The organism is Salinirubellus litoreus (assembly GCF_037335815.1).
GTDB classification, from domain to species: Archaea; Halobacteriota; Halobacteria; order Halobacteriales; family Haloarculaceae; genus Salinirubellus; species Salinirubellus litoreus.
Window position 1 is genome coordinate 3,163,376 of sequence record NZ_CP147841.1, and the last position, 20,185, is coordinate 3,183,560.

The following is a 20,185-nucleotide window of genomic DNA, read 5'->3' on the forward strand; positions in this document are numbered from 1 at the left end:
CGCACTCATCGGAAGGTTGGCAGGCCCCTCAGTGGCCGACCGATCCGGGGCCGTGCGTGCGGACGAGCCAGGACGTGACGCCGGCGTACGCGACCAGACAGATGGCGAGCCCGACGAACGCTGTCCCGAACCCCGCTCGTTCGGCGACCAGCCCGACGTATCCCGGCCCGAGGCTCCCGACGGCGATGAAGACGGTCCCGACCGCACCGAAGTCACCGCCGACACTGGAGGAGGGGACCGCGTCCATCAGGTGGGCGAGCATGACCGGCCAGTTCGCCGTGAGGCCGACGGCGAGGACGGCGACCCCGGCGAGTGCGACTGTCGGACCCTCGGCGAGGACGAGCAGGCCGACGCCGGCGGCGCTCACGAGCCCGGCCGTCGTCGCCACGCGGAGCGGGCCGAAGCGGTCGCCGAGTCCGCCGGCGAGGGGATTGACCAGCATCCCGACGACGAAGAACGCCGCGAACGCGTTGCTGGCGAGCGCCGGTGCCAGCCCCTTCTCGACCTGGAGGAACGTCGGGAGGAAGGCGATGGCCCCCTCGTTGGCGAACGCGAGGAGGGCGAAGGCGACGACCAGCCGGCGGATGCGGCGGGTCGCGAACACCCGACGGACGGTCTCCTCCAGCCCGAGCGCCGGGACGTCGAGGTCGTACGACTCCTCGCTCCAGTAGTGGAGCAGCACGGCGACGACCACCAGCAGGGCGGCCATCACGAGGTAGCCGTCTCGCCACCCGAGGACGGCCGGGACGAGCAGGGCGGTCCCCGCGGCGGCGACGCCGCCGAGGTTGAAGAACGCCTCGTAGACGCCGTAGGCCTGCCCGCGGCGCTCGACGAACAGGTCCGAGACCGACACGACCGCGGCCGGCAGCCAGAGCCCGATACCGACGCCGAGGACGGCCGCGGCGAGCAGGAACGTCCAGTAGGTGCGCGCCCCGAGCATGAGCGCGGCACCGGCGGTGGCTCCCACGAGGCCCGCGGCGAGGACGGTCTTGCGGGAGAGCCGGTCGGCCAGCCGCCCGCCGGGGTACCGGCAGAGGGCGACCATCGCCCACATGACGGAGAGCGCGACACCGGCGAGCCCCGGCGAGATCCCCAGGTCCTCGATCACCCGCGGGAGGACCGGCGCGAGCACCAGCCGGGTCGTCATCACCACGGTCGTGCCCGCGGAGACCAGAAGCAGGAGTCGGCCGGTGTAGCCTGTCAGCAGTCGTTCCCGGTCCGTCCCCGTGGCCTGTGCGTGTTCGCCCACGGTCACCCTGCACCCGACCGGTACTTGACTCTGTATGACGGCCGTGAGGTGGGGTGGAATCCGGGCACGGGTATCGGACACGAGAAGCACACCGAACGGTTATCAGCACCCCACGCCGGACGTAGCCCGTGAGAGACGTGGCGCGAGAGGAGTGGGTTCTGGTGCTCCCGCTGGTCGCCCTCTCCGCGCTGTCGAACGCCTACATCATCGTCCCGGCGAGCGTCCTCCCGCTGGTCCGACGGGGCCTCGACATCGACGCGACGGCCGCGGGGTGGGTGGTGAGCGCCGTCTTCGCCGCACAGATCGTCTCGAGCGTTCCCGCGGGGGTCGCACTCGACCGATTCGGGGCCCGGAATCTGCTCGGGCTGGCGGCCGCCGGGCTCGTCGCTGCCGGTCTGTGGGGGACCGCGAGCGCGGCGAGCGGTGACTACGCCTCGCTGGTCGCCTCGCGGCTGCTCGGCGGTACCGCCAGTATCGTCGTCTGGAACGCCGGCGTCACGGTCATCGGTGCCGCATTCGAGGCGGAACGCCGTGCGACCGCCGTCGGTCTGTTCACCGCCGCTTCACCCGCCGGGTTCGCGCTCGGTCACCTCACTGGGCCGCTCGTGGCGGCGGTCGACTGGACCGCGATCTTCGCCGTCTACGCCCTACTCGCGGGCTTCCCCCTGGCGGTGTTCTGGTTCGGGAGCACGAACGCCCGGACAGGAGCCGACGATGCTCGGCCCGAAGTGGTGGACTCCGGGTCCCTCGGAGACGTACTCTCGATATCGAGCGTCCGCGTCCTCGCCCCGACGGCGTTCGCGGCGATGTCCGTCTACGTCCTGCTCAACAGCTGGACCCCGACCTACCTGGCCGAGGAGCTGGGTGCCACGCTCGCAACCGGCGGCCTCGTCGTCGCGGTGCTACCCGCCGTCGGCGTCCTCTCGCGGACCGGCGGGGGCGTCGTCTCCGACCGGCTGTTCGGCGGCCGTCGCCGGCCCGTGGTCGCGCTCTCGTTTCTCGTCCCGCTCCCGCTGCTCGCGGCGCTCGCGGGCGTCTCGACGCTCGCGACGGCGCTCCTCGTACTCCTGCTGGCGGGGTTCTTCGTCCAGCTCGCCGTCGGCGTGCTGTTCACCGCGGCCGGCGAACTCGTCGAGCCGTCGATCGCCGGAACCGCCGTCGCCACCGTCACCGCGGCGGGGGCGGTCGGATCGTTCACCGCGCCGCTCGTCGCCGGCGCGCTCATCGACGCGACCGGCTCGTTCCTCCCCGCCTTCGGCTACGGCGGACTGGTCGGACTCGTGGGGCTCGGGCTGGCGTACCTGCTGCCGGAGCCCGGTCGCCGTCGGGGGAACGAGTAGTCCGGATGCACACCGGCCACCCGAAGGACTAACCCGCAGAGCGTCGAGGCCCGACCACCATGCGCACCGCGAGGGTCCGCACGCCGGACGGAGTGGTCACCGGGGAGTACGACGACGAGAGCGTCACCGCCGACGGGGAGACGCACGATCTCGCCGACGGGGACGTCGAACTGCTCGCGCCGGTCGAACCACCGGTGTTCTACTGCGCCGCCCGAAACTACGGGTCGTACATCGAGGAGAACGAGTTCGAGGACCCGGGAGGTGTGGAGTTCTTCCTCAAACCGCCGGTGTCCGTCCACCCGCCCGAGGCGACCATCCCGTACCCGTCGTTCTCCGGGGAGATCGGCTACGCCGGGGAGCTCGCGGCGGTGATCGGGACCGAGTGCAGGGACGTCCCACGGGACGAGGTGGCCGACGTGGTGCGCGGATACACCATCATGAACGACGTGGATGCGAAGGACCAGCCGCGTATCTCGATGCGCAAGGCGTTCGACGCGGCCGCGCCGCTCGGCCCCTGCATCGCGACGGACGTGGATCCGACCGACCTCGATATCGAAACGCGGATCGAGGGTGAGCTCCGCCAGCAGGCCAACACGGGCGAGATGAACCACCCGCCGGACGAGGTGATCTCGTTCCTCTCCGAGCGGTTCACCCTCCGGCCGGGCGACGTGATCGCGTTCGGGAGCCCCGCCAACCCGGGGCCGTTCGAGCCCGGCGACGAGATCGCCGTGACATACGAGGGGATCGGCACGCTCCGGAACACGCTCGGCTCGCCGGAGTGATCCCGTAGTCGGCCAGCCGAACTCGCCGACACGGTCGGTGATCAGCGCCGTCGAGCGGACGGCTCGTGCCGACATGACGCAACCGTCAAGTCCCCACGTGACTGAGCCGTAGCAGTATGTCAGACCACGACGTCGCCGTCATCGGGGGCGGGTGCGTCGGCCTGTCGGTAGCGAAGCATCTCCTCGAACGCGACAGCACCCTGGACGTCTGCGTGATCGAGAAGGAGTACCACCTCGCGGAGCACCAGAGCGGGCGTAACTCGGGGGTACTCCACCCGGGGTTCAACTACCCGCCCGGATCGCTCAAGGCCCGCTTCGCCACCGAGGGGACGAGCCGGATGAAGTCCTACTGCCGGGAGAACGGCATCCCGCTCGAGGAGTTCGGCGTCGTCGTGGCGGCGACCGACGACGCCGAGGTCGAGCGCCTCGACGACCTCGACGAGCAGGCCGAGGCGAACGGCGTCGAGGCCTCGATCATCGACGGCGACGAGCTCCGCGAACACGAGCCCCACGCGGCTGGCATCGCGGCGCTGTACTGTCCGGAGGCGGCCTCGGTCGACTCCCAGCAGTACGTCTACACGCTGGCGCGCGAGGTGTCAAGCCAGGGCACGACGTTCTACATGGGGCACGAGGTCGAGTGCCTCGACGAGGTGGCCGGCGGGCACCGGATCGAGACGTCCAACGGGAGACTGACCGCCGACTACGTCGTGAACGCCGCCGGCCTGTACGCCGACCGGCTGGCACAGCAGGTCGGCGTCGGGCACGACATGCAGGTCGTCCCGTTCCGCGGGGAGTACTACGAGCTCGTACCCGAGCGCCGGGACATCTGTCGGACCATGATCTACCCGACGCCGGACCCCGAGCTACCGTTCCTGGGCGTCCACTACACGCGGCGGACGGACGGGAAGGTCATCGTGGGCCCGAACGCGGTGCTCGCGTTCGGACGCGAGGCCTACCGGAACACCGACTTCGATCTCGGGGAGCTGAAGGAGACGCTCGGCTACGAGGGGTTCTGGCGGCTCGTCGCCTCGCGGAAGATGCTCGGCGTCGCGGTCGACGAATTAGGAAAGTCCTACCGGAAGGAGCGGTTCGTCGAGGCATCGCGGAAGCTCGTCCCGGGGGTGCGCGAGGAGGACTTCGCGCGGAGCTACGCCGGCATCCGCGCACAACTGGTGAGCGACGACGGACAGCTCGTCAAGGACCCGGTGTTCGAACACGGGGCGCGCTCGACGCACGTGCTCAACGCGGTCTCACCGGGGCTCACCTCGTCGCTCCCGTTCGGCGAACACGTCGCCGAGCAGGTCGCCGAGCGGCTCTGAACGCTATTCGAACGAGGCGGGTGTCTCCTCGACCCCGAGCGCCTCGGCGAGGTCGACGAACAGGTCGATCGTCTCCTCGGCGACGGGGATTCCCTCGGCCTCCCGCTCGGTCCGCATGCGGTGTTCGGACTCGCCGGGCAGCAGCGCCCGGTCGCCGCGGGCGGCGTCGCCGGCCGGAATCTCCTCGGGGAAGTCGGCCGAGGCGATGTTCTCGGCGAACGCCTCGACCCGTGCGCGGTTGGCCTCCTCCGAGGCGAACCGGTCGGGGTCGATGGCGACGAACGCGGCCGCGTTGTTGACGACGCCCTCGGCGTCCTGCCCGGCCACGAGCGAGTCGCCGAGCATCCCCGCGAACAGTTCGACCATCGCCGCGAGACCGAACCCCTTGTAGCCCGACGTGAGCCCGCCGAGCGGTAGTATCGCACCCTCGCCCTCCTCGTACGACGAGGCGTCGGTGACGTACTCGCCGTCCTCGCCGACGGCCCAGCCCTCGGGGAGGGGTTCGCCCTCGACAGCGCGCTTTGTGACCTTCCCGTGGGCGACCTGGCTCGTTGCCATGTCGAGGACGACCGGGAAGTCGAGTGCGCCGAACGAGGGCGTCCCGAAGGCGAGGGGGTTCGTGGCGATCCGGCGGTCGCCGCTCCCGGGGATGCTCACCAGGGGGGCGAGCCCGCCGGTGTTGACCCAGGCGGCGAAGACGAACCCCCGGTCGGCGGCGCGCTCGGCCCACTCCCCGATGCGCCCGAGGTGGGCCCCGTTCCGGACGCCGACGGCCGCGACCCCGTGTTCGGCCGCCCGCTCGGTCGCGGCGTCGACCGCGTGCCGCCCGACGACCTGGCCGAAGGCCTTGTGGCCGTCGACCTGCGCGGTCGCACCCATCTCACCCACTACCTCGGGGGTCGCGGTGGGATCGATCTCGTCGACGTCGAGCATCCGACGGTACAGCATCGGCAGCCGAATGGTCCCGTGTGAGCGGTGGCCCCGCAGGTCGGCGGCGACGAGCGACTCCGCGACCTGCTCGGCCGCCTCGCCCGACGCGCCGTAGGCGGCGACGATATCTCTCGCGAACGGTTCGAGCTCCTCCGCAGGGATGCGTCTCTTGCTCATGGCGCTCCCCTCTCGGGGTGGCATAAATAGACTGGTGATCACGGATCGGTCTCGATCGCTCGGGCGGACCCCTCACGAGTCGCTTTGCTCCCCGTTCGGGTGTCAGTGGTCCTCGTTCCCTGGATTCACGGCTCGCTTCGCTCGCGGGTCACTCCGTTCCTCGCTCGCGTTTTGGGACGCTCCCATCCGATCTCGTCCCGCTCTCGCCGTTCGGGTGAAGGTGGTCCTCGCTTCCTGGGTTCACGGCTCGCTCCACTCGCCGTTCACCATCGAGGCCTCCCGCTGGTCGGCCTCGCTTCGCTCGGACCACCCTACTGCTCACGGGTCGTCGCATCGCTCCTCACGGCTCGCTCCGCTCCCCGTCTGTTCGCGGGCTCTGCCCGCTCGCACGGTCCGAGGGACCTCCGGTCCCTCGCCGTTCGTCCGTCCGCGGCCGAACGTAGGGAGGCCGCGCTACTGCTCGCGGTTCACTTCGTTCACCGCTCGCTTTTCCGAGGCGCTCCCTACGGTCGCGCCTCGCTACTCCTCACGGCTCGCTCCACTCGCCGTTCGGATGAAGGTGGTCCTCACTCCGTTCGGACCACCCTACTCCTCGGGGACGACCTTCCCGGGGTTCATGATCCCGTTCGGGTCGATCAGGTCCTTGATCCCCCGCATGAGGTCGACTCCGGCGGCGTGCTCCTGATCCATGAACTTCCGCTTGCCGATGCCGACGCCGTGTTCTCCCGTCGCCGTTCCGCCCATCTCGATGGCCGCGCTCACGATGCGGTCGTTGAGTTCGAGCGCGCGCTTGATGGCCGCGTCGTCGTCCGTGTCGACCAGGGGAGTGTAGTGGAGGTTGCCGTCGCCGGCGTGGCCGACCGCCGGGCAGAAGATGCCCATCGTCTCGGCCTCCGACTCGACCCGCGCGACGATGTCGGGATACTTCGAGATGGGGACCACGACGTCGCCGACGACCGCGATGTCCCACTCCTCGCGGTAGTTCTTCGTGGCGTGGTAGACGTCCCGTCGGGCCTGCCAGATCTCGTCCATCTCGTCCTCGCCCGCGGACTCCCACCCGGTCGCGCCGTTGTCCTCGCAGATGCCCCGGACGAACTCGACGTCCTCGTCGATCCCCGAGTTGTCGCCGTGGAGTTCGATGATCAGCGTCGGCGACTCGGCCAGGCCGGTGTCGCTGTACTGGTTGACCATCTCGACCGTCCCCCTGTCCAGGAACTCGATCGCCCCCGGCTTCGCGCCGAAGCGGATGGTGTCGGAGACGGCCTGGCTCGCCTCCCGGGCCGACTCGAACGTGACGAGCGCCGCCCGCTTGTACCGCGGGATCCCCTCGAGCGAGAGCGTCGCCTCCGTGACCACACCCAGGGTACCCTCGCTCCCGATGAAGAGGTCCTTGAGGCTGTACCCCGCGGAGGTCTTGATGACGTTCCGTCCGCACTCGATGACGCGGCCGTCCGGGAGCACCACTTCGAGCCTGAGGACGTGATCGCGGGTCTCCCCGTAACGGACGGCGTTGAACCCGCTGGCGTTGTTGGCGATCATCCCGCCGATGGTCGCCACGTCGCCGCTGGAGATGCCCGGGGCGAACCGGAGCCCGTGACCCACCAGTTCGTCGTTGAGGTCGTCGTAGACGATACCGGGGCCGACGGTGGCCTGCAGGTCGTCGGGCCGCACCGAGACGCCGTCCATCTCGTAGGTGTTCAGGACGATGCCGGCGTCGACGGGGATCGGGTTGCCCTCGAGGCTCGACCCACCGCTCCAGGGTGTCACGGGGACGCCGCGATCGTTCGCACCCGCGAGGACCCGCGAGACCTCCTCCGTCGATCCCGGCCAGACCACCGCGTCGGGGAGGGGCCCCTCGTGTGGGCTGGCGTCCGCCCTGAACTGCTCGCGCTGGCCCTCCGCGAAACTCACCCGTCCCTCGGTCACGACCTCGGACAGGAACCGACAGTCGTACCCTTCGGGGGTCTGCTCGCTCATGGCCCTGCCTCGGACGGGGTCCCGATAACGGTTGTCATGCACGACGCCGGACGAGGATACGAAGCTTGATGGCCGGCGGAGTCGCCGACCCGTTCGTGCGCACGTTACCCTCTGACCTCCGGGCCGGCGCGACCGACATGGCCCCCCTCCTGGTCGGGGTCGCGCCGTTCGGCCTCGTGGTCGGCGCGGCGATGATCTCCTCGGGGCTCTCCGTCCCGCAGGCGCTCGGCATGTCGGTGACCGTCTACGGCGGTGCCGCACAGCTCGCGGTCGTCGACCTGCTCGCCCGCGACACGCCGTTCCTCGTCGTCACCGTCACCGGTCTCGTCGTCAACCTCCGGTTCGCCATGCTCAGCGCCTCCATCGCCTCGTACTTCCGTCGGCTCCCGACCGCCTGGCGCTGGTTCGTCGGCGTCCTGCTCGTCGACGTCGTCTACGCCCTCTCGGTCACGGCGTTCGAGCGCGACGCCGACATCGACCGCCGGTGGTACTACCTCGGTGCCGGGATCGTGACCTGGGTCGGCTGGCAGGCCGGCACCGTCGCCGGCGTCTTCCTGGGGACGAGCATCCCCGAGGGCGTCCCGTTCGAGTTCGTCGTCCCGCTCATCTTCATCGGGCTGTTGGTCCCGGCTCTGGACGACGTCCCGGCGCTCGTCGCCGCTGCGGTCGGCGGAGGGATCGCCGTCGGTGGGGCGAACCTCCCGCTCAACGCCGGCCTGCTCGTCGCGGCGGCCTGCGGCGTCGGTGCCGGCCTCCTCGCCGACGGGGGGGTCGAATAGATGGTCGGCGCGACCGACGACGCGCTCGTCTGGGGGCTCGTCGTCCTCGTCGGCGCGGGGTCACTCGCGTTCCGGCTCTCCTTTCTCCTCCTGCTCGATCGGCTCGGCACGATCCCGCCGCGCGCCGAGCGCGCGCTGGAGTTCGTCCCGCCGGCGGTGTTCGCGGCCATCGCACTCCCGGCCGTGTTCCCGCTGGAGGCGATCCTCTCGCTCTCGCCCGACGTCGGCAAACTCCTCGCCGCCCTCGCCGCCGTCGTCGTCGCCCGGCTGACCGGGAACCTCGTCGCGACCATCGCCGTCGGGATGGCCGTCCTCGTCGTCGTGCGGGCGGTCTGAGCGTCCGCTCCGACACCTCCTCAGATCGCGCTGTATCCGCCGTCGACGTAGAGGAGTTCGCCGGTGACGTACGCCGCCTCGTCGCTCGCGAGGAACAGCGCGGCCCCGGCGACGTCGGCGGGGTGACCGGCCCGGCCGAGCGGGATCGGCTTCGACCCCTCGCCTTCGGCCACCAGCCGGGCCTTCTCCGACGCGCCGATGCCGCCGAACTCCGTGGCGATGCGTCCGGGCGCGAGCGCGTTCACCCGGATCTCCGGGGCGAGGTCGACCGCCGCACCCTTCGTGATCATGCGTATCGCTCCCTTCGTCGACTCGTAGGCGACCTGTCCCGGCTTCGACTGCGTGGAACTGATCGAGGCCATGTTGAGTATCGCGCCGCCCTCGCCGCGCTCGGCCATCGCGTCGGCGGCCGCCTGCGTCCCGAAGAACGTCCCGCGGACGTTGACCGCGTGGATACGGTCGAACGACTCGGGGGAGATCTCGCGTATCGTCCCCGAGACGTGGATCCCCGCGTTGTTCACCATCACGTCGAGGCCGCCGAACGCCTCTGCGCGGTCGACTGCCGTGACGAGCGCATCGGGGTCGGTCACGTCGGTCTCGACGTACGCGGCCTCCCCGCCCGCCTCCGCGATCAGCTCGTGGGTCGGGGTCGTCTCGCCCTCGTCACGCGGCGTCTCGCGGACGTCGGCGACGACGACGGCCGCGCCCGATTCGCCGAACCGGCGGGCGACCTCCCGCCCGATGCCCGAACCCGCCCCCGTGACGAGGACGACCTCCCCTTCGAAGTCGAAGTTGGCGCTACCCATGTCCCAGCGTGACACGCCCGTGTCATAGCTCTTCGGCGGCCCCGAGCGGAACCCGCAGGTGACCCCGACGTGAACCCAGCCGAGTGCCCGATACGCCGCTCCACAGGTTCAAGTTCGATGACGGGACCACCGACCCCGTGACCTGACCGTCGTCACGGGACGTCTCGCGGGAGCGCGGTGGCACGTCCCATGGCTCGCGGAAGCCGCCACCGCCTGTTCGCAACCCGTCACCCCGGCCGAGCGTTTATGTCCTCCCCCGGGGACCTCCGGGCGTGACTCACGACATCGCGTTACTCCCCGGCGACGGCATCGGCCCGGAAGTGGTTGACGCCGCGGTCCCGGTGTTACGGGACCTCGGCGAGCATCACGACTTCGGCGTCGAGTTCACCCGGTACGGCTGGGGGAGCGACCGCTACATCGAAGAGGGCGAGATGATCCCCGAGGACGCGTCCGAGCAGTTGCGGCCACACGACGCCGTCCTCCTCGGTGCGATGGGCGACCCGCGGGTTCCCGACCACGTCAGCTCCACGGAGGGCCACCTCGTCATCCGCAAGGCGTTCGACCACTACGTCAACCTCCGGCCGGCACGACTCTACGAGGGGGCACCGACGCCGCTCGCGGGCTACGACGGCGGCGACATCGATATCGAGTGGTACCGCGAGAACACGGAGGGGGAGTACGTCGACATCGGGGGGCGACTCGCCCGCGGCGGAAAGACCGAGATGGCGCTCCAGACGGCGGTGTTCACCCACGACGGCGTCGAGCGGATCGCCCGCGCCGCCTTCGAGGCCGCACTCGACAGGGATCAGAAGGTCACGAACGTCACGAAGTCGAACGCGCTCCCCTACGGCCCGGTGTTCTGGGACGAGGTGGTCGAGGAGGTCGCCGACGACTACCCCGAGGTGGAGCTCGAACACCTGTTCGTCGACGCGGCGAACATGGACCTCGCACTCCGACCCGAGGAGTTCGACGTCGTCGTCTCCTCGAACCTGTTCGGTGACATCCTCACAGATCTCACCGCAGCCGTCACGGGCGGGCTCGGGCTGGCCCCCTCGGCGAACCTCAACCCCGACGTCGACGACGTTCCCGGGATGTTCGAGCCGGTCCACGGGAGCGCACCCGACATCGCCGGGCAGGGGATCGCCAACCCGCTCGCGACGATCCTGAGCGTGGCGCTCATGCTCGACGACCTCGACGAGGGGACGGCGGCCGAGGCGCTCCGGGGAGCCGTCGAGGCGCACCTCGCCGATCCCGACGCCCCGCGGACGCCGGATCTCGACGGGGAGGCCGAAACCGAATCGGTCGCCGAGTCGGTGCGCGAGCGGCTGTGAGGTGAGGCTCGTCGGTCGGTCGGGAACGGCCGGCTACAGAACACCTATCCGCTCCCGCGTCGAGCGACTGCCATGCTCGACGGAATCACGGCGTTCGTCACGGGTGCCAGCCAGGGTATCGGCCGCGTCATCGCCACCGAACTCGCCGACGAGGGGGCGAACGTCGTCCTCGCCGCGCGGGGGGACGGCATCTACGAGACCGAGGGGATGATCGACGACGACGACCGAACGCTGACCGTCGAGACCGACGTCACCGACGAGGGGTCGGTCGAGAGTGCCATCGAAGCGACGGTCGAACGGTTCGGGGGCCTCGACTGCCTCGTCAACAACGCCGGCATCGCCGGTCCGACGAAGCCCGTCGAGGAGGTCACCGTAGAGGAGTGGCAGAAGACGATGGACGTGAACGTCCTCGGGCCGTTCCTGTGTGCCAAGCACGCCTCCCCGCAACTCCGAGCGAGCGAGCAAGGGAGCGTTATCAATATCGGCTCGATCAGCGGCAAGCGGCCCCTCGCGAACCGGACGCCGTACACCGCCTCGAAGATGGGCGTGATCGGTCTCACCCGGACACTCGCCTTCGAACTCGGCGACGACGACGTGACCGTGAACGCGATCTGCCCGGGGGCGACCCGCGGCGACCGCATCGAGCGGGTCATCCAGGGCCAGGCCGACTCCCAGGGCATCTCCTTCGAGGAGGCCAAAGAGCGGGTGTTCTCCGAGGACGCCGCGCTCGGACGGCTCGTCGAACCCGCGGACGTCGCCGGGATGGTCGCCTACCTGGCGAGCGAGCGCGGGCGACACGTCACCGCACAGGACGTCAACGTCGACGGCGGGACCGTCTGGTACTGACCGGCTCGCGCCGCCCCCCGCCCGCCGCCCGCCTTCGAGGTCTCGCTTCGCTCGACCTCGCTACGCGTCGAACGCGTCGGCCAGCGCTGCGAGCGAGTCGACGATCAGCGACGGCTCGCCGTCGAAGGCGTCCCACGGCCGGCCGCGTCGATTCACCCAGATCGCCTGCGCACCCGCGCCCATCGCGCCGTAGACGTCGTACCACGGGGTCGCGGCGTGGGCGAGGTTCTCGAGGGGCGTGTCGGTCCGCTCGGCCCCGTGCTCGTAGATCGCGGGGGACGGCTTGTAGGCCCGTATCTCGTCGGCGCTCACCACTCCCGAAAGCAGGTCCTCGATGCCGGCCCGCTCGACGATAGAGGCGAGCAGATCGGGCTCGCCGTTCGAGAGGATAGCCACGTCGTAGCCGGCGTCGACGAGGCGGGCGATGCTCTCGTGGACGTCGTCGAACACGGGGAGCTCGTCGAACGTCGAGACGACCTCGTCGACCGCAGAGTCGGGGAGGTCGTGGCCGTGGACGGCCAGCGCGTACTCGAGGGCCTCGCGGGTCGTCTGCCGGTAGGGTTCGTACCGGTCGAGGAACGTGGCGACCATCCGGTAGTCGACGGCCCGCGAGCGCCAGAGGGTCGCGACGGGATCCGGGTCCTCGACGTGCTCGGCGAGCGCCTCCCGGGTGGGGCCGTGGACGTCGACGAGGGTCGTGAACGAGTCGAGCGTGATCGTCTCGACGGCGTCGGGGTCGAACTCGGACGCCATCGCTACCACCTCGGCTTGTTCGGCAACCAGTCGCTCCGTCCGACCTCCGTCTCCGCGTCGGCGTACTCCGCGGCCATCGATTCGACCGACGAGTACGCGAGCGTCTCCTCCTCCCGGTAGCGCTGGTGCATCCGTTCGAGCTCTCCCTCGTCGATCTCGATCCCGAGTCCGGGGTCGTCGGGTACCTCGACGTGGCCGTCCTCGAACTCCAGCGGGTCGGTCACGACGTCGTCGGCCATCCAGGGGTAGTGGCTGTCACACGCGTACCGGAGGGTCGGCATCGCGGCGGCGACGTGGGTCATCGCGGCCATGCTGATCCCGAGATGCGAGTTCGAGTGCATCCCGACGCCGAGGTCGAACGCCCGTGCGACGGTGTCGAGCCGGAGGTTCCCCGACATGCCGCCCCAGTAGTGGTGGTCGCTCAGGATGACGTCGACGGCGTCGGCCTCCACCGCCGGCGCGATCTCGTCGAACTCGACGACGTACATATTCGTGGCGACGGGGAAGTCGACCTGGTCCTTGAGCCGCGAGTGGGCGTGCATCGTCGGAACCGGGTCCTCGAGGAACTGGACGTGCAGGTCGGAATCGCGGAGCCGGCGGGCGATACGGATGGCGGTCTCGACGCTCCAGGTCCCGTTCGGGTCGATACGGAGGGGTGCGTCGGGGAACTCCTCGGCGAGCAGATCGAGCGTTTCGAGTTCCTCCTCGGGTGGGAGGACGCCACCCTTCAGTTTCAGCACGCGGAAGCCGCCGTGGTCGACGAACTGACGGGCCTCCTCGACCATCGCCTCGGGCGAGCCGACCTCCTCGGGCGCGATGGCCGCGGTGTCGGGGTCGGAGTCGGCGTACTTGTAGAACAGGTAGCCCGAGAACTCGACTCGATCCCGCACCCGTCCGCCGATTATCTCGCACGCGGGCTGGCCCGTCTCGCGTCCGAGGAGGTCGACGATTGCCGTGTCGATCGCCCCGTAGGCCATCGGGTCCTGGAGCCGGAGTTCGAGCGCCCGTCGGTCGTAGGGGTTCATCCCCTCGACCTGTCCCCGTGCGCGTTCGAGCGCACCGATGACCGCGTCGTCCCCGTACGTCTCGGCGACGCCGACCTCGCCGTCCGCGGTCGTGAGACGGACGACGGTCCTCGCGGCCAGTTCGGTGTGCGCGCCCCAGGAGTTCCGGAGGGGTGGCTCCCGGTGGGCCACCGGGATCACCCCCATGTCAGTGATACGCATGTGAGGTCACCCCTCACGCCCGACCGTAACTCTACCGGTCGTCACTGCGTCGCACGTGACACCACCAGAAGGCTCGGCTATCCACATCGGGGATCCGATCAGTCGTTCTCGTACACTCCGCGGTCGCGCATCGCCTCGATGGCTTCGGCGAGTCGCCCGCGCTCCGCCTCGTCGGGGAGGCGGATCGGGTTCCGGGGGTGGCCCGCTTCGCGGCCGAGCAGGTCGATGGCCGCCTTGACGCTCCCCGGGTAGTTGCCGTCTCGCGCCCAGACCGCCTGCCGGGCGAGCGGCAGGGTCGCCTCGTGGATCGTCCGGGCGCGGTCGTGGTCGCCGGACTGGACCGCGTCCCAGAGGTCGACGCTGACCCGCGGGTACATGGAGGTGACGCCGCCGATCGTCCCGTCGGCCCCGAGCGCGTACGACGGGTAGAGCAGGTCGTCGAGGGCGCTCATCACACACAGGTCGTCGCCGACCGTCGTGAGCATGTTCGCCAGCCCGTGCATGTCCCCGCCGCTCTGCTTGATACCGTACAGCGCGGGTACCTCCTCGGCGATGCGCGCGGCGAGTTCCGCCGTCACGTCCACCTTCTCGATGACGTCGTAGATGAGTATGGGAAGGTCGACTTCGCCGATGGCCGCGAAGTAGTCGACGAGCCCCTGGTCGGTCGGTCGTTCGTAGTGCGGCGGCGTCGCCATGACGTAGTCCGCACCGGCATCCCGCGCCAGGCGCGCCTTCTCGGTCGCGTCGCGCGCGTTCGTGGAGATGACGCCCGCGACGACCGGCATATCGCCGTCCGCCTCCTCGACCGCGGTCCGGTAGATCAGGTCGTGCTCGTCGACCGACAGCGCGTTGCCCTCGCCGGTACTACCTGCCACGGCGACGCCCGCGACGCCGGCGTTCAGGTGGTATCGAAGCTCCTCTCGCAGGGCCGCCTCGTCGATGTCGCCCGCGTCGTCGAACGGCGTCACGACCGGCGGGACGACCCCTTCGAGTTCTGGCATGGTTCCGAGGGGGCCCTCGACACACCGGCTAATAAGTCTAGGTCCGGCGGCCCGCGGCGGGCTATATTACCCCCGCCGTCCATGACCCGAGCGTCATGCCAGCGGAACTAGCGGAACGAACGGCGTTCGTCACCGGGGCGAGCGCCGGCATCGGTGAGGCGACGGCCCGACTCCTCGCCCGCGAGGGCGCTGACGTCGCGCTCGTCGCGCGGCGCGAGGAGCGACTGACCGACCTCGCAGCGGAGATCGAGGACGAGCACGGCGTCGAGACGCTCGTCCTCCCGACGGACGTCTCGGACGACGGGCAGGTCGAGGAGGCCGTCGAGGAGGCCGCCGAGACGTTCGACGGACTCGACGTCGTGGTGAGCAACGCCGGTATCAACCGCATGGGCGACGTAGAGGACCTCTCGACCGAGAAGTTCCGCCAGGTGATGGGCGTCAACGTCGACGGGACGTTCTTCGTCACCCGAGCGGTCATCCCGCACCTGCGCGAGTCGTCGGGGTCGCTTGTCTACGTCGGGAGCTTCGCGGGGAAGTACCCCCGGCCCGGACAGGCGGTCTACGCCGGCTCGAAGTGGTGGCTCCAGGGGTTCGCACAGAGCCTCGCCGGCGACCTCGGCCTCGACGATATCGGTATCACCGTCGTCAACCCGACCGAGGTCATCACGGAGATCGGCATCCAGGACGACCGGCCGGCCCACGAGCGGTTCGACCACGACAACGCCGCCCAGCCCGAGGACGTCGCGGAGGCCGTCGTCTTCGCCGCGAAGCAGGAGCCCCCGAACGTCGTCGCCGAAGTGGGGTACTACCGGCGCGACAAGTTCGACGAGTTCCGGCGGGACTGAACCCGGAACCCCGCCCACCCGCGGCCCAACCCTTTTGCGTCGACGGCGCGCGCCCCGCCCATGGAGTACACGACGCTGGGATCGACGGGGACGACCGTCTCGCGGATCGCCCTCGGGTGTAACAGCTTCGGGAACGGGGCGGAGTGGATGCTCGACGAGGAGGGGAGCCGGGAGATCATCGAGCGGGCGATCGACCTCGGGGTCAACTTCTTCGACACGGCGAACGTCTACTCGCAGGGCGAGTCCGAGCGGATCCTCGGGAACGTCCTCGCCGAGTACGATCGGGACGAACTGGTCGTCGCCACCAAGGTCTACTTCCCGATGGACGAGACCGACCCGAACTCGGGCGGGCTGTCGAGAAAGACGATCGAGCAGCAGCTCGCGGGGAGCCTCGACAGGTTACGAATGGATACGGTCGACCTCTACCAGACCCACCGGTGGGACGACGACACGCCCATCACGGAGACCCTCCGGGCGCTCGACGACGCGGTCCGCCGGGGCCAGGTCCGCTATCTCGGGGGGAGTTCGATGTGGGCCCGCCAGTTCGCCGACGCGCTCCACACCGCCGACCGGCTCGGCACGGAGCGGTTCGCAACCATGCAGGACCACTACAACCTGGCCTACCGCGAGGAGGAGCGCGAGATGCATCCGCTCTGCCGGAAGGAGGGCGTCGGCGCGATCCCGTGGTCGCCGCTCGCCCGGGGCTACCTCGCCCGACCCCACGAGGAACTGGAGGCGACGACCCGGGGCCGGTCGGACGGACTCATGGACGAGCGCGTCGCGGCGTACCGGGCCAACGGGGGCGACGAGATCAACGAACGGGTCGAGGAGTTAGCCGACGAAAGGGGCGTCTCGATGGCCCAGATCGCCCTCGCGTGGCTGCTCCACCAGGAGGCCGTCGACGCACCCATCGTCGGCACCACCAGCGTCGAACACCTCGAGGAGGCCGTCGAGGCACTCGGGATCGACCTCTCCGAGTCGGATCAGGACTACCTCGAAGAACCGTACGGCCCGGTCGAGGTCGTCGGCCACGAGTAGTCCGGGAGCGGTCGGGAGCGGCTGTCGACGGATGTGGGCGGGGATCCGCCGCCCGAGGGCAGGTTTTTGTCGCCTCCCCCGGAGTGGACGGACATGACCGACTGGCGGGTGCTGGTCCCCGAGCCGATGGACGAGACGGGCGTCGAGGCGATGGCGGAGTTCGCGGAGGTGGTCGGGATGGACGCCCATCCCGGCGACGCGGCACGGCGCGAGGATATCGGGCGGTTCGACGCCGTCGTCGTCCGGACGTTCGAGGTCGATCGCTCCCTTCTGGAACGGGCCGATCGGCTGAAGGTGATCGCGAAGCACGGCGCGGGGCTCGACAACGTCGACGTCGAGGCGGCGACCGAACACGGGATCGTGGTCTGCAACACCCCGGACGTGAACGCCCCGTCCGTCGCCGAGCACGCGATCACGCTCGCGCTCGCTGTCCGCAAGCGTCTCCGCGTCGCCGACGCCGACGTCCGCGAGGGGACCTGGGACCGGGCGAAGTACGTCTCCCCCGAGATGGCGGGCGACACCCTCGGGCTGTTCGGCTGTGGGAGCATCGGCGCGCGGGTCGCCGAGCTCGCGGGCGCGTTCGGGATGGACGTCGTCACGTTCGACCCGTACCTCACCCCGAAGATGACACCGCCGGACGTCCGGCTCGTCGATTCGTCCGCCGACCTGTTCGAGCGCGCCGACGTCGTGAGCGTCCACGCGCCGCTCACCGACGAGACGGAGGGAGCCATCGGAAGCGAGGAGCTCGCGGCGTTCGGGGGAGGGATCCTCGTCAACACCGCCCGCGGGGGCATCGTCGACGAGGACGCGCTCGCGGCAGCGCTCGGGGATGGAACGCTCGCCGGCGCGGGACTGGACGTGTTCGAGGAGGAACCGCCGGACACCGACGACCCGATATTCGGGGCCGAGAACGTGATCGTCACGCCCCACGTCGCCGGCGCGACCGTCGAGGCGATGGAGCGGATGGCCCGCGGCGTCGCGGAGAACGTCCGGACGGTCTACGAGGGCCATCTGCCGGGAACGACGGTCAACGCCGACGGGCTCGACGGCTGGGAGTAACGGAGTACGGGAGCGCCCGACAGGGTCCGACCTCGGCGGATCGCGCTACCCCAACCCTTTTGCCGGGTATGAGCGAGAACCGCCGTATGCCGACGAACCACGTTCGCGAACGGCTGGAGAGCGACGAGCCGGCGCTGGGTGCCCGCGCGGAGACGTTCTCGCCGACGATGGTCGAGGTCTACGGGCGGCTCGGGTACGACTTCGTCTGGCTCGACTTTGAACACGGCGGGCCGAGCCCCTACGACGGCACCGCGTTCGACGCGCTCGTCCGGGCGGCCGAGAGCGCCGGGATCGAACTCCTCGTTCGGCTTCCCTCGGGCGATCCGCCGATGATACACAAGGTGCTCGACTCGGGCGTCAGTACGATCCTGATCCCGCAGGTCGAGAGCGCCGAGGAGGTCCGCGAGGCGGTCGAGGCCGCACACTTCGCCTACGACGGCGGGCCCGGTGCGCGGGGGTTCGGCGGCGGCCGACCGACGGGGTGGGGCGAGGACAGCGAGGGGTTCACCGATCGGCAGGACGAGACGGTCCTCGTCGGCGCGATGCTCGAACACCGCGACGCCATCGAGAACGTCGAGGAGATCCTCTCGGTGCCGGAGCTCGGCTTCGCCTTCATCGGCGCGAACGACCTCTCGATCTCGCTCGGTCACCCCCAGCAGACGGACCACCCCGAGGTCGTGGAGGCCATCGGCACCGCCGAGGACGCGTGCAAGGAGGCGGGTATCCCGTTCGGCGCGCCGAAGCACGACACCGAGGCCGCGACGGAGGCCATCGAGAACGGCTACCGCGTCCTCCGGGTGGGCGACGAGGTGGGTGCCGTCCGCGACTCGCTCGGGGCGCGCCTCGGCGCGCTTCGGGACGTCTGAGGTCCCCTCGCGGGGACACTCACTCGCGGCACAGGTTTTATACCCGCGTGTGCGATTCCGGAGATATGCCTACGGAGCCGTGTCTCACGTCGGCGGTTGAACTGGCCCGGGAGATCAGGGACGGCGAGCGCTCGCCGGTCGAGGTCGTCGAGGCTCATCTCGACCGAATAGCGGAGCGCGACGAGGCGGTCAACGCCTTCGTCACGGTCGCCGACGAGCGCGCCCTGGCGGCGGCCGAGGAGGCCGAACGCGCGCTTGAGGATGGCGAGAAACTGGGACCGCTCCACGGCGTCCCCGTCGCGGTCAAGGACCTCGACGACGTCGAGGGGATGCGGACCACGTTCGGCTCCCGGCTGTTCGAGGAGAACGTCGCCGAGGGGAGCGAGCCGTTCGTCGACCGGCTTCTGGACGCGGGTGCCATCGTGATCGGGAAGACCAACACCCCGGAGTTCGGCCTCGGCTGTACGACGGACAACCTCGTCGCGGGCGAGACCCACACGCCCTTCGACACGTCACGCAACTCGGGCGGTTCCTCCGGCGGGGCCGGCGCGGCGCTTGCGGCCGGCATGGCACCCATCGCCCAGGGTTCCGATACGGGCGGGTCGATCCGGACGCCCGCGTCGTTCTGCGGGGTGTACGGCATCAAGCCCTCGTTCGGGCGCGTCCCCCGGGTGAGCCGCCCGGACGCCTTCGAGGCGCACGCCCCCTTCTCGCACGTCGGCCCGATGGCCCGAACGGTCGAGGACGCCGCGCTCATGCTCGACCTGATGGCCGGCCCCCACCCCGAGGACCCGTTCTCGCTCCCCGAGACCGGCGACGATTACCTGGCCGCGACCGACCACGGCATCGAGGGACTCGACGTCGCGTACAGCCCCGACCTCGGGACCTATCCCGTCGAACCCGAGGTCGGGGAGGTCGTCGCCGACGCCGTCGACGCCTTCGAGGACGCCGGAGCAACGGTCGAGGAGGCCGAGATCGACCTCGGCTGTGAGCAGTCCGAGGTCCTGGAGGCGTTCTACACGTTCGCGCGGGTCCGCTGGCAGTCGCTGTTCGACGCGCTCGAACGCCAGGGGTTCGATCCTCGCGGTGCGGACCGGGAGAAGCTTCGGCCGGTAGTCGTCGAAACCATCCTGGAGGGGCCCGAGTCGGAGGTGACGACCCGGGAGTACAAGCGGGCCGACCGGACCCGGACGCGGGTCTACGACGGTCTCCAGGAGACCCTCGACGAGTACGACCTCCTCGTGAGCCCGACGCTATCGGTCCTCCCGTTCGCCCACGGCGAGGAGCCCACCGAAGTCGACGGGGTCGAGATCGAACCGCTCCGGGGGTGGGTGCTCACCCAGCCGTACAACATGTCGGGACACCCCGCGGCCTCGATCCCGGCGGGGTTCGTCGACGGCCTGCCCGTCGGGATGCAGGTCGCGGGTCGGCGCTACGCCGACGAGACGGTCATCGCCGCCAGCGCCGCGTTCGAGCGCGAGCGACCCTGGCACGACGCCTACGAGCGGCTGTAGGGGCCGAAGGG

19 protein-coding genes are annotated in these 20,185 nt (G+C 70.2%); 12 read left to right on the forward strand and 7 right to left on the reverse strand.

Annotated elements, in window-relative coordinates; all coding sequences use genetic code 11:
• Positions 1 to 28 precede the first annotated feature (28 nt).
• The gene (locus tag WDJ58_RS15815) at positions 29 to 1,249 is read right to left on the reverse strand and encodes an MFS transporter (protein WP_338914240.1); all 1,221 of its coding nucleotides are present in this window, start codon (positions 1,247 to 1,249) and stop codon (positions 29 to 31) included.
• Positions 1,250 to 1,377: 128 nt separating this feature from the next.
• Between WDJ58_RS15815 and WDJ58_RS15820 the strand changes: the two genes are divergently transcribed.
• The 3 genes from WDJ58_RS15820 to lhgO all read left to right on the forward strand — a co-directional run bounded on the left by WDJ58_RS15820 (position 1,378) and on the right by lhgO (position 4,690).
• Positions 1,378 to 2,589 carry an MFS transporter gene (locus WDJ58_RS15820; protein ID WP_338914241.1) on the forward strand — a complete coding sequence of 404 codons (1,212 nt, stop codon included), beginning with the start codon at positions 1,378 to 1,380 and terminating at the stop codon, positions 2,587 to 2,589.
• 59 nt (positions 2,590 to 2,648) lie between these two features.
• Positions 2,649 to 3,371, forward strand: coding sequence for a fumarylacetoacetate hydrolase family protein (locus tag WDJ58_RS15825; protein ID WP_338914242.1), 723 nt, complete (start codon positions 2,649 to 2,651; stop codon positions 3,369 to 3,371).
• Positions 3,372 to 3,487: 116 nt separating this feature from the next.
• Positions 3,488 to 4,690 carry an L-2-hydroxyglutarate oxidase gene (lhgO, locus tag WDJ58_RS15830; protein WP_338914243.1) on the forward strand — a complete coding sequence of 401 codons (1,203 nt, stop codon included), beginning with the start codon at positions 3,488 to 3,490 and terminating at the stop codon, positions 4,688 to 4,690.
• Between the two features lie 3 nt (positions 4,691 to 4,693).
• Here lhgO and WDJ58_RS15835 read toward each other — a convergent pair whose 3' ends face one another.
• Both WDJ58_RS15835 and WDJ58_RS15840 read right to left on the reverse strand, forming a co-directional pair.
• Positions 4,694 to 5,797 (reverse strand): Ldh family oxidoreductase, encoded by a 1,104-nt coding sequence (locus WDJ58_RS15835; protein WP_338914244.1) that lies wholly within the window; start codon positions 5,795 to 5,797, stop codon positions 4,694 to 4,696.
• Positions 5,798 to 6,382: 585 nt separating this feature from the next.
• A complete protein-coding gene (locus WDJ58_RS15840; protein ID WP_338914245.1) occupies positions 6,383 to 7,774 on the reverse strand; it encodes an FAD-binding oxidoreductase in 1,392 nt (463 codons plus the stop codon).
• Positions 7,775 to 7,869: 95 nt separating this feature from the next.
• Here WDJ58_RS15840 and WDJ58_RS15845 point away from each other — a divergent pair, with 95 nt between their 5' ends.
• Complete coding sequence (locus WDJ58_RS15845) at positions 7,870 to 8,553, forward strand: AzlC family ABC transporter permease (protein WP_338914246.1); 684 nt, start codon at positions 7,870 to 7,872, stop codon at positions 8,551 to 8,553.
• The gene (locus WDJ58_RS15850; RefSeq protein ID WP_338914247.1) at positions 8,554 to 8,889 is read left to right on the forward strand and encodes an AzlD domain-containing protein; all 336 of its coding nucleotides are present in this window, start codon (positions 8,554 to 8,556) and stop codon (positions 8,887 to 8,889) included.
• A gap of 20 nt (positions 8,890 to 8,909) precedes the next feature.
• Here WDJ58_RS15850 and WDJ58_RS15855 read toward each other — a convergent pair whose 3' ends face one another.
• Complete coding sequence (locus WDJ58_RS15855) at positions 8,910 to 9,695, reverse strand: SDR family NAD(P)-dependent oxidoreductase (protein WP_338914248.1); 786 nt, start codon at positions 9,693 to 9,695, stop codon at positions 8,910 to 8,912.
• Between the two features lie 272 nt (positions 9,696 to 9,967).
• On the opposite strand from WDJ58_RS15855, the gene WDJ58_RS15860 reads away from it, so the two are divergent.
• Positions 9,968 to 11,026, forward strand: a complete 1,059-nt coding sequence (locus WDJ58_RS15860; protein ID WP_338914249.1) for an isocitrate/isopropylmalate dehydrogenase family protein — start codon at positions 9,968 to 9,970, stop codon at positions 11,024 to 11,026.
• 72 nt (positions 11,027 to 11,098) lie between these two features.
• A complete protein-coding gene (locus WDJ58_RS15865) occupies positions 11,099 to 11,872 on the forward strand; it encodes an SDR family NAD(P)-dependent oxidoreductase (protein ID WP_338914250.1) in 774 nt (257 codons plus the stop codon).
• A 60-nt stretch (positions 11,873 to 11,932) separates the two neighbouring features.
• Here WDJ58_RS15865 and WDJ58_RS15870 read toward each other — a convergent pair whose 3' ends face one another.
• The 3 genes from WDJ58_RS15870 to WDJ58_RS15880 all read right to left on the reverse strand — a co-directional run bounded on the left by WDJ58_RS15870 (position 11,933) and on the right by WDJ58_RS15880 (position 14,852).
• Positions 11,933 to 12,625: a haloacid dehalogenase type II gene (locus WDJ58_RS15870; RefSeq protein WP_338914251.1), complete on the reverse strand. Its 693-nt coding sequence runs from the start codon at positions 12,623 to 12,625 to the stop codon at positions 11,933 to 11,935.
• 2 nt (positions 12,626 to 12,627) lie between these two features.
• Complete coding sequence (locus WDJ58_RS15875; protein ID WP_338914252.1) at positions 12,628 to 13,851, reverse strand: enolase C-terminal domain-like protein; 1,224 nt, start codon at positions 13,849 to 13,851, stop codon at positions 12,628 to 12,630.
• Between the two features lie 98 nt (positions 13,852 to 13,949).
• On the reverse strand, positions 13,950 to 14,852 hold the full coding sequence (locus WDJ58_RS15880; RefSeq protein WP_338914253.1) for a dihydrodipicolinate synthase family protein: 903 nt from the start codon (positions 14,850 to 14,852) through the stop codon (positions 13,950 to 13,952).
• A 95-nt stretch (positions 14,853 to 14,947) separates the two neighbouring features.
• On the opposite strand from WDJ58_RS15880, the gene WDJ58_RS15885 reads away from it, so the two are divergent.
• From WDJ58_RS15885 to WDJ58_RS15905, 5 genes are all read left to right on the forward strand, one after another.
• Entirely contained in the window at positions 14,948 to 15,697 is a 750-nt protein-coding gene (locus WDJ58_RS15885; protein ID WP_338914254.1) for an SDR family oxidoreductase, read from the forward strand.
• 60 nt (positions 15,698 to 15,757) lie between these two features.
• Positions 15,758 to 16,735: an aldo/keto reductase gene (locus tag WDJ58_RS15890; protein ID WP_338914255.1), complete on the forward strand. Its 978-nt coding sequence runs from the start codon at positions 15,758 to 15,760 to the stop codon at positions 16,733 to 16,735.
• A gap of 93 nt (positions 16,736 to 16,828) precedes the next feature.
• Complete coding sequence (locus WDJ58_RS15895) at positions 16,829 to 17,794, forward strand: hydroxyacid dehydrogenase (RefSeq protein WP_338914256.1); 966 nt, start codon at positions 16,829 to 16,831, stop codon at positions 17,792 to 17,794.
• An 86-nt stretch (positions 17,795 to 17,880) separates the two neighbouring features.
• On the forward strand, positions 17,881 to 18,660 hold the full coding sequence (locus tag WDJ58_RS15900; protein WP_338914257.1) for an HpcH/HpaI aldolase family protein: 780 nt from the start codon (positions 17,881 to 17,883) through the stop codon (positions 18,658 to 18,660).
• 65 nt (positions 18,661 to 18,725) lie between these two features.
• The gene (locus WDJ58_RS15905) at positions 18,726 to 20,174 is read left to right on the forward strand and encodes an amidase (RefSeq protein ID WP_338914258.1); all 1,449 of its coding nucleotides are present in this window, start codon (positions 18,726 to 18,728) and stop codon (positions 20,172 to 20,174) included.
• Positions 20,175 to 20,185 lie beyond the last annotated feature (11 nt).